Genomic DNA, 12,921 nt, shown 5'->3' on the forward strand with positions numbered 1-12,921 from the left:
CGGAATGTCCCGTGCGCGTTCTCGCGGGACTTCCGGGAATGTTTTGTTTTGGGTTTTCGTGTTGCGTTGTCGTTTTGCGTTTCCGTTTTTGTTTTCGTGTTGCGGTGTCGCACGCTTCACGGGGAACGCCCGTTTTTTCCTGCGAAAGAGAGGTGCGTTCCCCGGAATGTCGCGGTCGCGACGCATGCGGAAGCGAAAAAATCGATGCCGGCGCGTTACCTGCCGGATTTCGCCACAAAGCGAATTTCGACGGCGCAGCCTACGGCTCGGGCGTAACTCCTGAGTGTTCGCAGTGAAGGAGCGTGGTCGTTGTTGGCTTTGAGGCGCGAGACGGCGCTTTTCGTGGTCCCCATCGCTGCGGCGACCTGTTCCTGTGCGAGTCCGGCGCGCTTTCGCGCCGTCAGAAGCTCCCGTGCGAGTGCCTGTTCTTCCTCCAGCAGACCGTCCTTCATCGCCCGTGAATACGGCATTCCCAGGTCAGGGCCGAACTCCACAACCAATTCGACGGCCCGAGCGTAAGCAGCTAGAATTCCCGGCGGTCAGGATTCGATCGTAGCCAGAAGACGCCCGTATTGTTTCACGTCGGAGGCGTTTGCATAGTGCCCAAGGTGTGGGATAATTTCTCTGAACAGCAAAGAAAACTACGCAAATGGATTAAAAATTTTTTTGAAAATTCGTAAAAGCTTCGAAATGTGTTTTCATTGTTTTAGCGGCGCGCAGTCTGCTTGTTCTCCTTGCCCGCGAGCTAAGTGCGGCGGAAGTCATCGGAAAGCGGAACGTTGAAAAAAACGGAGTGGCGTATTCTTGAGGGAAGGCCTTTTTCGATTTCGGGACAAGGAGGATGACACCCTTGAGGCTGGAAGAGCTGCAACCGGATTCCGTCGTGAGAGGTATTCTTCCCGATGCCTCTGTGGTTGTCGTCAATGTCGAGTGGCACGGTTCCGAGGCGCTCACGCTGATCTACCGTAATCCGGAAGGTCGAGTGGCGGAGGAAATCCTGTACCGGTACGATGAGGCACGTCTTGAAACGACGGGATCCGGTCGTCCCTGGAGCTTCGACGGAGATGGCGCGCTCTTCCGCCTCGTTTCGGAGGCCTACCGCATCCGCCTGGCCTATCTCTTCGATCCCGTTCTCGCCGTGCACACTTCCTCCGTGGACCCTTTTCCCCATCAGATAACGGCGGTCTACGAGGCCATGCTTCCCCGGATTCCACTGCGCTTTCTCCTCGCCGACGACCCCGGAGCGGGCAAGACCATCATGGCGGGGCTTCTCATCAAAGAGCTCATTGCCCGGGGTGATCTCCGGAGATGTCTCATCGTCTGCCCCGGCAGCCTTGTCGAACAATGGCAGGACGAGCTGTACCACAGGTTTCATCTTCCCTTCGAGATTCTCACCAACGACAAACTCCAGGCGGCTCGCACAGGAAACTGGTTCCTTGAAAACGATCTTGCCATTGCGCGTCTCGACAAACTTTCCCGCAACGAGGACGTGCAGGTGAAACTCGCCGCGTCGGAGTGTCGCTACGATCTGATCGTCTGCGACGAGGCCCATAAACTCTCCGCCACCTTTTTCGGCGGTGAGGTCAAATACACGAAACGCTACCGCCTCGGCCAGCTTCTTTCACGGATCACACGGCATTTTCTGCTCATGACCGCGACGCCACACAACGGTAAAGAGGAAGATTTTCAACTCTTCCTCGCTCTCCTCGACGGTGACCGGTTCGAGGGACGTTTCCGCGACGGCGTGCATCAGGTGGATGTCTCGGACCTCATGCGCCGCATGGTGAAGGAGAACCTTCTCAAGATGGACGCCACACCTCTCTTTCCGGAACGCGTTGCCTATACCGTTCCCTATCTGCTCTCCGATGCCGAGGCGCGGCTCTACAGGGAAGTGACCGAATACGTCCGTCAGGAATTCAATCGGGCCAAGAAACTGGCCGACGACAAGCGAGCAGGGACGGTCGGTTTCGCTCTGACCATCCTGCAGAGAAGACTCGCCTCGTCTCCCGAGGCCATTTATCAGTCCCTCCGCCGCCGCCGGGAACGGTTGGAAAGACAGCTTCGCGAGCTCGAACTGCTCCAGAGGGGGACCGTGCTTTCCGTTCATACCGGTCCGCTGCTCGGGCCTGACGACGTGGAGGACCTGGAGGACGCTCCCGAAAACGAGGTGGAGAACGCAGAGAAAGAAGTCTGCGATCAGGCCACCGCCGCGGAGACGCTGGCGGAACTGCGGCATGAGATCGAAACCCTGAAGCGTCTCGAGGAACTTGCGGGCCAGGTACGTCGTTCCGAAACGGACACGAAATGGCGTGAGCTCGCCAACCTGCTCTGCGAGCTTTTTACTCCCGCCGCCATGGCGGGAGCCTCCGCAGGATGGAGGGTCGCCTCGCCCGCCGCTTCCGTGTCGAAACCGAAACCCTCTCCCAGGCAGAAACTTGTCCTCTTCACGGAACACCGGGACACCCTTGCCTATCTCGAGCGGAAGATCGGTTCCCTGCTCGGCAGACCGGAGGCCGTGGCGGTCATTCACGGCGGCATGGGCAGAGAGGAACGCAGAAAGGCACAGGAGCGCTTTCTTTACGATCCCGAGGTTCGGGTTCTCCTCGCCACCGATGCCGCGGGAGAGGGAATCAACCTTCAGCGTGCCCACCTCATGGTGAACTATGACCTCCCGTGGAACCCCAACCGCCTCGAACAGCGTTTCGGTCGCATTCACCGTATCGGCCAGACCGAGGTCTGCCATCTCTGGAATCTCGTAGCCAAGGAGACCAGAGAGGGAGATGTCTACCAGACCCTTCTGGAGAAGCTGGAGGAAGCCCGCAACGCTCTCGGCGGCAAGGTCTTCGACGTGCTCGGCAAGCTCCAGTTCGAGGGGAGGCCCCTTCGGGAGCTGCTCCTTGAGGCCGTTCTCTACGGAGATCAGCCCGAGGTCCGCGCCAGGCTCACCAGAGCCGTTGCAGACGGTGTCGATCGCTCCCGCCTCGAAAATCTGCTGGAAGAACATGCCGTGGCCAGGGATGTCATGGACCCCGGTCGCGTCGCTCGTGTTCGTGAGGACATGGAGCGCGCGGAAGCGCGCCGTCTTCAGCCCCACTACATCGAATCCTTTTTCCTGGAGGCGTTCCGAAGGCTCGGCGGCACTGTCCGCCAACGGGAACCACACCGATACGAGATCACCCACGTTCCCGCCCCCGTGCGCAACCGGGACCGGCAGATCGGCTCGGGAGAGCCGGTGCTCTCCCGGTACGAGCGGATCACCTTCGAGAAAAACCTCGTCGCACCGCCGGGGAAGGTCCAGGCCGCCTTTGTCTGTCCCGGTCATCCGTTGCTCGACGCGGTGCTCGATCTCGCTTTGGAGCGCAACCGGGACCTGCTCAAGCGCGGCACGATTCTCGTGGATGAAGAGGACTGCGGAAAGACCCCGAGAGTGCTCTTTTTTCTGGAGCACGCCGTTCAGGATGCCGCTCTCCTGGCCTCGGGCGAGCGGCGGACCATCTCCCGGCGTATGCTCTACGTGGAGCTGGACGGGGAAGGACGGACAAGGCACCTGCATTACGCTCCCTACCTCGACTACCGGCCTCTCGGGGATGACGAACCCTCTGTGGCGGAACTGCTCGCTCGGCCCGAGTGCGGCTGGATCGTCCGCGGTCTCGAACAGAAGGCCCAGAATCATGCCATCGCCACGGTGGTGCCCGAGCACATACAGGAAGTGCGGAAGAACCGTCTTGCCTGGATCGCGAAAACAAGGGCTGCCGTAAAGGACCGCCTCACAAAGGAGGCGCATTACTGGGACCATCGTGCGGAGGAGTTGCGCCTTCAGGAACAGGCGGGGAGGGCCGGAGCCCAGCTCAATTCCGCCGAAGCCAGACGCCGGGCGGAGGATCTTCGTTCCCGCCTCGAACGGCGCATGGCGGAACTGGACAGAGAGGCCCAGATATCCGCCCTGCCTCCCGCGATTTTCGGCGGTCTTCTCGTCGTTCCCCGGGGTTTGATCGAGACGATGAGAGGGCATGTCCCTCTGACGGCCGCCTCTCCGGCGGATACCCAGGCAGCGGCGGCCCGTGCCCGCGCCGTCGTGATGGAGATGGAACGTTCCCTGGGGTACGAACCTGTCGATCGGGAATTCGATCATCTCGGTTATGATATCGAGAGCCGCGCCCCCTCGGGAAAACTCCGTTTTCTCGAGGTCAAGGGACGCATTGCCGGTGCGAGGACCATCACCGTCACGAGGAACGAAATTCTCTGCTCGCTCAACAAGCCCGACGACTACATTCTGGCCCTTGTGGAATTTGACGGAGAGGGCGGACACCGCCTTCGCTACGTGCGGACTCCCTTCCGACAGGAGCCGGACTTTGCCGTCACCAGCGTCAACTACGATTTCGGGGACTTGCTTGCCCGATCCGAAGATCCCCGCTGAGGAGCTGATCCGCACAGCATGACGGAGAACACGGAGAAGAAAAAACTCATCGAGGTCGCTCTTCCCCTGGATGCGATCAACGTTGCCGCCGCCCGCGAAAAATCCATCCGCCACGGTCATCCGAGCACGCTGCATCTCTGGTGGGCCCGGCGACCTCTCGCCGCCGCCCGGGCGGTGCTCTTCGCCCAGATGGTGGACGACCCTTCCGCGCATCCCGGTCTTTTCCCCACGAAGGAAGAGCAGGACCGGGAGCGCCAAAGGCTTTTCAGGATTCTGGAGGAGCTGGTGCTCTGGGAAAGCAGCACCGACGAGGAGGTCCTCGAAAAGGCGAGGGAGGAGATACGCGCATCCTGGCGGCGGACCTGTGCGGAAAACCGGAATCATCCCCGCGCCACCGAGCTGTTCGACCCGGAGAGACTCCCTGCGTTTCACGATCCCTTCGCCGGAGGGGGTGCTCTGCCCCTGGAGGCACAGCGACTGGGGCTCGAGAGCTATGCCTCGGATCTCAACCCCGTGGCGGTGCTCATCAACAAGGCCATGATCGAAATACCGCCCCGCTTCGCCGGAAGACCTCCCGTGAACCCCGAGGCGCGAAAGGACAACAGGCTCTTTGGAACGGAGTGGAAGGGAGCGTGCGGTCTCGCCGAGGACGTGCGTCATTACGGCAGATGGATGCGCGACGAGGCGGAGCGGCGTATCGGCCACCTGTATCCCAAGGTCGGGATTACCCCGGAGATGGTGGCGGAGCGCCCCGACCTGGAGCCCTACAAAGGCGCGCAGCTCACCGTCATCGCCTGGCTCTGGGCGCGGACCGTCAAGAGCCCCAACCCCGCCTTCGCCTCCGTGGACGTGCCGCTGGTCTCCTCCTTCATGCTCTCCACCAAGCCTGGCAGGGAGGCCTATGTGGAGCCCGTCGTCGGAAACGGCGGATACCGGTTTGTCGTGAAGATCGGCAAGCCAGGCGACCCGGAAGCGGCGAAGAGCGGTACCAAGCTCTCCCGCGGGGCGCATTTCCGCTGCCTTCTGTCGGGGACGCCGATTGTCGGCGACTATATCAGGGCGGAGGGGAAAGCCGGACGGATGGGAGCCCGGCTCATGGCGATCGTCGCGGAGGGGGATCGGGGGCGGGTGTATCTTTCCCCGACTGCGGAACAGGGAAATGTTATTCGCAGTCTAACAATGCCGGAATGGGTTCCTGAAACGTCTCTCCCCGATGACCCGAGGCATTTTTCGACCGTACAGTATGGTTTAACGACATATGGCAGTCTCTTTACTCCCCGCCAGCTCGTGGCTCTGACCACTTTCTCCGACCTTGTGGGAGAAGCGATGGAGTGTGTCCGGCACGATGCGGCGGCAGCCGGTTTGCGCGACGCCTCCGCTGATGCGGAGGGTGCGGACGGCCACCTGCGGGATGGCGGCTCCGGCCCTCTCGCCTACGCCGAAGCGGTAGGAACGTATTTGGCATTTGCCGTCGATAAGGCGGCGGATTACTGGTCAACAATTTGTTCGTGGCATTCGAGCAAAGAGCTGATTCGTAATACATTCGCTAGACAGGCAATACCAATGATATGGGATTTTGCGGAGGCAAACATTTTTTCCGGATCAACGGCGAACATGTCGAGCGGAATCGAGTGGATAGGGAAGACCCTGTCCGAGCTGATGGACGGAGCGGCGGGTTTTTCCCGACAATGCGACGCTCAAGCTCAGGTGCTGAGTTATGGCAAGATCGTCTCTACCGACCCCCCCTACTACGACAACATCGGCTATGCCGATCTCTCGGATTTCTTCTATGTCTGGCTCCGGCGCTCGCTTCAGCCGGTTTTTCCGGATCTCTTCGCCACCATGAGCACGCCCAAGGACGAGGAGCTGATCGCCTCGCCCTATCGTCACGGCAGCAGGGAGAACGCCGAATCGTTCTTTCTCGGGGGTATGACGAGGGCCATGGAGCAGCTGGCCGAACAGGGGCATCCCGCCTTTCCCGTGACCGTCTACTACGCCTTCAAGCAGTCGGAGACCGATGAGGGCGGCACCGTGAGCACCGGATGGGAGACCTTTCTCGCCGCGGTGATCCGGGCCGGATTTGCCGTCACGGGAACGTGGCCGATGCGTACGGAACTCGGTAACCGTATGTTGGGCAGAGGGACCAACGCCCTTGCCTCCAGCATTGTCCTTGTCTGCCGCAGGCGCCCTGCCGACGCGCCGGTGACGACACGGCGCGACTTTCTGGCCGCGTTGAAGGACGAGCTTGCTCCGGCGCTGCGCCTGCTCCAGTCGGGAAACATCGCTCCCGTGGACCTTGCCCAGGCGGCCATCGGTCCGGGCATGGCGGTGTTCACCCGTTCCGCCGCAGTGCTGGACGCCCAGGGAAAACCGCTCTCGGTGGGAGATGCCCTGGCGCTCATCAATAAGGTTCTGGACGAGATGCTGGTGGAGCAGGAGGGGGATTTTGACGCCGAAACCCGGTGGGCGTTGGCGTGGTTCGAGCAGCATGGTTTCGACGAGGAGGAGTTCGGCACGGCGGAGACGCTCTCCAAGGCGAAGAACGTCTCCGTGGAGGGACTGGCGGAGGCGGGAATCCTCGAATCCAGGCGGGGGCGGGTGCGCCTTCTGCCTCCGGGGGAGCTGTTCCGGGAGTGGGATCCGGCGAAGGACTCCCGCCTCACGGCCTGGGAGATGGTGCACCATCTCATCCGGGTCCTCGAAAGCGCCGGAGAAACTTCCGCTGCGGAGCTGGTTGCGAAGATGAGGGGGCGGGCCGAGACGGCCCGCGACCTGGCCTATCGGCTGTACGCGCTGTGCGAGAGGAAAAAACGGACCGGAGAGGGCTTGTCGTACAACGGGCTGGTGCAGAGCTGGCCCGAGATCGTTCGTCTCGCCCGGGGCGGCGCGGTACGCCCGAGGGAGCAACTTTCGTTTGAAAGTGAGGAATAAACCATGGCCATGACGAACCGGGAGCGTGTCGAAAGAGCGATGGAGCTGTTGCGGCAGGGACTTGCCCCCTTTGTCGAGCGGGAGTTCCGCAATCAGTACGGAGTGGATCCGTCGGCGAAGGCACAGTCGCTCTTCGTGGAGGACCGCATGGCCCAGAGGCCCCTTGTCGAGTGGGATGTGTCGTTGCTTCTGAAACTCATGTGGGATGCGTGGAACGAGGTGTTTCGCCAGGTCCTCGGTTTTTCCGAGCGTTCTCTCGTGAGTGAACTGCGGGAGTGGCGCAACAAGTGGGCGCACCAGGAGACCTTCACGGGCGACGATACGGACCGGGTTCTCGATTCGGCGGCCCGGCTGCTTGCGGCGGTGTCGGCGAAGGAGGCCGACGACGTTGGGAGAATGAAGATGGAATTGCGACGCCTCATCTTCGACGAACAGGTCCGGGGCGAGAAACGCAGGATCGGGGGTTCCCTCGTGGAAGCCGCGTCGGGGGCGCTGAAGCCGTGGCGGGAAGTGATCGCCCCCCATGCGGATGTGGCGAGCGGCCGCTACCAGCAGGCGGAGTTCGCCGCGGACCTGTGGCAGGTTCACCTCGGCGAGGGTACGCCCGAATACCGGGATCCCCGGGAATTCTTCCGTCGAACTTTTCTCACGGAAAGCCTGAAACGCCTCCTCGTCGGCGCCGTGCAGCGTCTCCGGGGTTGCGGCGGAGATCCGGTGGTGCAGCTCCAGACGAACTTCGGCGGCGGCAAGACGCACTCCATGCTCGCCCTGTACCACCTTTTTTCCGGTACATCCCCGGGAGAGCTTGCGGGTGTGGAGGAGGTCCTCGCCGAGGCTGGTGAAAAGGCGCTTCCATCGGCCCGACGCGTGGTTCTCGTGGGCAACAAGATCTCTCCGGGCAACCCCGTCACGAAGTCCGACGGAGTGACGACGGTACGCACCCTCTGGGGGGAACTTGCGTGGCAGCTCGGCGGAGCGGAGGCCTATGCCCGGGTGCAGGCCGACGACGAACGGGGAACGAACCCAGGCGACGTGCTCCGGGAGCTGTTTCGGGAATACGGCCCCTGTCTTGTCCTGGTGGACGAATGGGTGGCCTACGCACGGCAGCTTCACGACCAGAGCGATCTCCCCGCGGGGAGTTTCGAGACCCAGTTCAGTTTCGCCCAGGCTCTCACCGAATCGGCCCGTCTCGCGGGGAACTGCCTTCTCGTCATTTCCCTGCCCGCGTCGGATGCGGCGGGATCTCCCCATACGAACGCCGACGATGTGGAAGTGGGGGGCATTCGTGGGCGGGAGGCTCTGGATCGCCTTCGGAACGTGGTGGGACGCCTGGAGTCCTCGTGGCGCCCCGCCACGGCCGAGGAGGGGTTTGAGATCGTTCGGCGCCGGCTTTTCGAGCCCCTCGCCGGGACGAAGTCCTTCAAGTACAGGGATGTGACCGCCAGAGCCTTTTCGGAAGCGTATCGTGCGCAGAGTTCGGAGTTTCCCCCGGAATGTCGCGAGGCGGACTACGAGGAACGGATTCGTGCGGCCTATCCCATTCACCCGGAGGTTTTCGACAGGCTCTACACGGATTGGTCCACCCTTGTGAAATTTCAGCGTACCCGGGGTGTGCTGCGCCTCATGGCGGCGGTGATTCACAGCTTGTGGGAGAAGGGAGACCGAAGTCCTCTCATTCTGCCCTCCATGATTCCCATAGACGATTCCCGGGTGCAGTTCGAGCTGACCCGTTACCTTTCGGACAACTGGGTCCCCATCATCGAAAAGGACGTGGACGGGCAGAACTCTCTTCCGTTGAGACTTGACGGAGAAAACCCCAACTTCGGTAAACTTTCCGCTGCCCGACGCGTGGCCCGCACGATCTATCTCGGCTCCGCGCCCACTGCGGCGGCGGCTCACCGGGGACTTGAGGATCGGCGTGTGAAACTCGGCTGCGTGATGCCGGGAGAAACGCCGGCGCTCTTCGGCGACGCGCTGCGCCGGCTCGCTGCGTCGGCGACCTATCTTTTTCAGGATGGTGCCCGGTTCTGGTACTCCACTCAGCCGACGGTGACCAAGCTGGTGGAAGACCGGGCCGAACAGTTGCGGCGTGATTCCGACAAGGTGGCGCAGGAACTCGACGAGCGGCTTCGTGCGGATCTCCGGCAGCGGGGAGATTTTCCGAGGATTCATGTCTTGCCGAGAGCGGGGGCGGATGTTCCCGACGATCATGTGACGAAGTTGGTGGTCCTGTCCGCGGAATATCCGTACAGCAGGGGAAAGGAAGAGACGAGCTCCGCCGAGGCGGCGGCAAAAGCCATCCTCGAATCCCGGGGAAGTGGCCCGCGTCTCTATCGGAACACGCTCGTCTTCCTCGCTGCGGACAAGGTACGGCTCCAGGATCTCGACGAGGCGCTCCGGAAGTATCTTGCCTGGAGGTCGATCCTTGCGGAAAAGGAAAGCCTCAACCTCGACCCGCATCAGGTCCGCCAGGCGGAGGAGCGAAAACGTTCCGCGAACGACGAGGTTGTCGCACGGCTACCCGAGACCTATCAATGGCTGCTCGTTCCCGAACAGGAGACGCCCCAGCCTCCCCTTGCCTGGAAGGCGCTTCGTCTGTCGAACGGCGAGGGCCTTGCCGTTCGGGCGTGCAGAAGGCTCCGCAGCGAGGAACTGCTGTTGTTCTCCATCGGCTCGACTGTTCTTCGGCAGTGCGTGGACCGGATTCCTCTCTGGCGTGGTGATTCGGTTTCGGTGAAGCAGCTCGTGGAAGATTTTGCAAGCTATCTCTATCTGCCCCGCCTCGCCGGTCCCGAGGTTCTCGTGGCGGCGGTTGCGGATGGTGTCGGTCTTCTTTCCTGGAGGAACGATTCCTTCGCTTTCGCCGAGGGGTACGACGAATCATCGGGACGTTATCCGGGCCTGAAGGCGGGAGAATCCCTTGCTCTCTCGGGCGAACCCCGCGGTCTTATCGTGAAGCCCGAGGTGGCGGAAAAGCAGCGGGAAGCGGAAAGCCGTCCCCGAAGCGTTTCCTGGGAGGAGAAAGACGGAGGGGCTGAGGGGCGGGCGGAGGAGCGCGCCGGAGAAAGCCTCGGGAATGGAGTAAGTGGAAAGAGTGGAGAAAAGAATGTCGTCGCTTCGCCTCTCGAACGGACGAAGAAGCCCCGAAGATTCCATGGCACGGTGAAGCTCGATGCCATGAGGGTCGGTCTGGATGCAAGCCTGATCGCGCAGGAGGTCGTGGCGCACCTGGCGGGACTGGTGGATGCGAAAGTCAACGTGACGCTGGAAATCGAGGCATTCATTCCCGAGGGCGCCCCCGACCACGTGGTGCGCGCCGTGACGGAAAACGGCAGAACCCTGAAATTCACCTCCCACGGTTTCGAGAGCGAGTAGCGGTGGAAGATACTCCCGACAGGAGAAAGTGCCGCGCCGGAAGACTCCGGTGCGGCGCGTCACTTCGAGAGGGGAAACCTCACGCCATGTCGAATCCCGCCACGGCGGAGAGGAGTTGCCGTGCGAAGGGGTGCGTCACGTCGCCGATGCGGCTTACGTCGCCCGTTTCCTCCACGAAGACGCCGTCGTGCATGAAGAGCACGGAGTCGCAGAGGTACGTCACCGCCTCGAGATCGTGGGTGATGAAGAGGTAGGAGAGGCCGTGTGTTTCCTTCAACTCGGCGAGCAGGTCCATGATCTGCACCTGGACGGAGACGTCCAGCGAGCTTACGGCCTCGTCCAGAAGCAGAAAACGGGGGGCTCCGGCGAGGGCGCGGGCGATGCAGACCCGCTGGAGCTGGCCGCCGCTCAACTGGTGCGGATAGCGTTCGAGAAACCCGCCGCCGAGCCCGACCCTTTCGAGAAGCTCGGCGGCCCGCTCCCGGAGTTCCCGCTTGTCGAGTCCTTCGAGAGTGCGGAGAGGCTCGTTCATGACGGCTTCGATGCGGAACCGCGGGTTCACCGAGGACGTATAGTCCTGAAAGACCACGCTGCCGCACCGGCGGGCCTTCGTCCCGCGTCGGTCGTAGAGATCCTCGCCGCACACGAGAACACGCCCCCTCTCCGGCCGGAGCAGCCCGATCAGAACCCGCCCGAGGGTGCTCTTGCCGCATCCCGATTCCCCGACGATGCCGAGGCACTGTCCCTCTCTCAGGAAGAGGGAGACGCCCTTCAGGACGGGCCTGCGCCTCCTCCGAAGGAAAAAGGGGCTCGCTTCCGGAAAGCTCACGTGAATGTCAGAAGCTTGCAGCAGCATCGGCGGTCTCCACGGAGCCCACGGCGCGGCGGAAGCGCCGCACCAGGGACGAGCGGGTTTCCATGAGATACCTGGCATGCTCGTTCTTCGGCGACAGGAACACCTTCCGGAGGTCTCCCTTCTCCACGATCTCCCCGCGGTGCATCACCAGGACCGTGTCCGCCACCGAAGAGAGGACCCCCAGATCGTGGGAGACGAAGAGCATGGCACAGGCACACTCCCGTCTCACGCGGCGGATTTCCTTCATCATTTCGAAGCGGGTGACGGAGTCGAGCGCCGTGGTCGGTTCGTCCGCGATGAGCAGCTTCGGCCCGAACAGGAGGGCGAGCCCGATCATGACGCGCTGCAGCATGCCGCCGCTCAGTTGGTGGGGATAGCATCCGAGCACGCTCGCGGCGTTGCCGATCCGCATCTGTTCCAGCATGGCGATTCCCGTCTTCACCGCATCTTTGCGGCTCGTTCTTCCGTGTGCCCGGAGCGTCTCGGCGATGTGCCCCTCCACGGTGACCATTGGGTCGAAGGATGTCATGGGATTCTGGAGAATCATGGAGATCTTCGCATCACTGCTGGAAGCACAGGTGATCATCGAAAGCTGGCGCGTTTACTACAACGAGGCGCGACCTCACCAAAGCCTCGAGTACAAAACACCCTGTGAATTCCTCGAAATCTATCGGCAAGGAGTTGATGGCATGAACGACAAAGTGCGAAAAGATCTCTCGGAAGGGGAGCCCCTTGTCACCGAAGTGCTCGCCCAGAGAGTATCGTCGTGACGTAGAGCTGATTTTCCGGGAGCTGTCGATACTAACTTTCCTCGTGGTACTCAATTTGGGGGCTGGTCAGCTCGGGTTGCTTGTGCGCTGCAGACAACCTACACCATGACCTTCTTTTTTTGAATCCCCCTCCGCAAGCACTTTTTGCACACTCTTTAGAGCATAATCGCGCTGAACTTCTCCCCCCTGAAGAAATTCTTCCACCAGCGCCCCTTCGAACCGCTTCTGCCCCTTGAATTTTCCGTCCGGGCGGGACCCGCTGCAGATCTCCCGGCACGCATCCGTCAGCGCGGAAAGGTTGTTTGTGTCGCAGACGACCACGTCGTCCGCCAATGCCACCACGGGATGCCGTTCCCCCGAGGGGGTGTATCTGTGGTAGAACTCCGGATTTCGGGTCACGAGGACAAAGCCGTGTCCCATCTCTCGTATTTTCCTGGGGAACAGCATTCCCGAGGCGAAGCACCAGCTTTCGATCATCAGAAGGTTTTTCATGAGAACCTCTTTTCGTGCAAAAATTTTACAAAAATATGAAAAAAATCATCCAAAAGACTTTTGACCAAGATGATCCACGA

7 protein-coding genes and 1 pseudogene are annotated in these 12,921 nt (G+C 61.6%); 4 read left to right on the forward strand and 4 right to left on the reverse strand.

Annotated elements, in window-relative coordinates:
- Positions 1–215 precede the first annotated feature (215 nt).
- Positions 216–452 carry a helix-turn-helix transcriptional regulator gene (locus K349_RS0105675; RefSeq protein WP_026368868.1) on the reverse strand — a complete coding sequence of 79 codons (237 nt, stop codon included), beginning with the start codon at positions 450–452 and terminating at the stop codon, positions 216–218.
- Positions 453–850: 398 nt separating this feature from the next.
- Between K349_RS0105675 and K349_RS0105680 the strand changes: the two genes are divergently transcribed.
- The 3 genes from K349_RS0105680 to K349_RS0105690 are packed head-to-tail and all read left to right on the forward strand — an operon-like array spanning position 851 to position 10,723.
- Positions 851–4,417 (forward strand): helicase-related protein, encoded by a 3,567-nt coding sequence (locus K349_RS0105680; protein ID WP_026368869.1) that lies wholly within the window; start codon positions 851–853, stop codon positions 4,415–4,417.
- An 18-nt stretch (positions 4,418–4,435) separates the two neighbouring features.
- Positions 4,436–7,348, forward strand: a complete 2,913-nt coding sequence (locus tag K349_RS0105685; RefSeq protein ID WP_026368870.1) for a DUF1156 domain-containing protein — start codon at positions 4,436–4,438, stop codon at positions 7,346–7,348.
- Between the two features lie 3 nt (positions 7,349–7,351).
- A complete protein-coding gene (locus tag K349_RS0105690; RefSeq protein WP_026368871.1) occupies positions 7,352–10,723 on the forward strand; it encodes a Swt1 family HEPN domain-containing protein in 3,372 nt (1,123 codons plus the stop codon).
- Positions 10,724–10,802: 79 nt separating this feature from the next.
- Here the strand turns inward: K349_RS0105690 and K349_RS0105695 are convergent, their stop codons facing one another.
- Positions 10,803–11,579, reverse strand: a complete 777-nt coding sequence (locus K349_RS0105695; RefSeq protein ID WP_026368872.1) for an ABC transporter ATP-binding protein — start codon at positions 11,577–11,579, stop codon at positions 10,803–10,805.
- On the reverse strand, positions 11,560–12,126 hold the full coding sequence (locus tag K349_RS0105700; protein WP_051464206.1) for an ATP-binding cassette domain-containing protein: 567 nt from the start codon (positions 12,124–12,126) through the stop codon (positions 11,560–11,562). The genes K349_RS0105695 and K349_RS0105700 overlap by 20 nt, the downstream gene beginning before the upstream one ends.
- A gap of 1 nt (position 12,127) precedes the next feature.
- Between K349_RS0105700 and K349_RS19070 the strand changes: the two are divergent.
- Positions 12,128–12,229 (forward strand): annotated as a pseudogene (locus K349_RS19070) (integrase core domain-containing protein); the annotation flags it as partial.
- Positions 12,230–12,415: 186 nt separating this feature from the next.
- Here the strand turns inward: K349_RS19070 and K349_RS0105710 are convergent.
- A complete protein-coding gene (locus tag K349_RS0105710) occupies positions 12,416–12,841 on the reverse strand; it encodes a hypothetical protein (protein WP_026368874.1) in 426 nt (141 codons plus the stop codon).
- Positions 12,842–12,921: the final 80 nt, after the last annotated feature.

The organism is Aminiphilus circumscriptus DSM 16581 (assembly GCF_000526375.1).
Lineage (GTDB): Bacteria > Synergistota > Synergistia > Synergistales > Aminiphilaceae > Aminiphilus > Aminiphilus circumscriptus.

Excerpts from the sequence above, each read along its gene's own strand:
- K349_RS0105695 (WP_026368872.1), bottom strand. The coding sequence starts at position 11,579 with ATGCTGCTGCAAGCTTCTGACATTCACGTGAGCTTTCCGGAAGCGAGC.
- K349_RS0105675 (WP_026368868.1), bottom strand. The coding sequence starts at position 452 with ATGAAGGACGGTCTGCTGGAGGAAGAACAGGCACTCGCACGGGAGCTT.
- K349_RS0105700 (WP_051464206.1), bottom strand. The coding sequence starts at position 12,126 with ATGATTCTCCAGAATCCCATGACATCCTTCGACCCAATGGTCACCGTG.
- K349_RS0105690 (WP_026368871.1), top strand. The coding sequence starts at position 7,352 with ATGGCCATGACGAACCGGGAGCGTGTCGAAAGAGCGATGGAGCTGTTG.
- K349_RS0105710 (WP_026368874.1), bottom strand. The coding sequence starts at position 12,841 with ATGAAAAACCTTCTGATGATCGAAAGCTGGTGCTTCGCCTCGGGAATG.
- K349_RS0105685 (WP_026368870.1), top strand. The coding sequence starts at position 4,436 with ATGACGGAGAACACGGAGAAGAAAAAACTCATCGAGGTCGCTCTTCCC.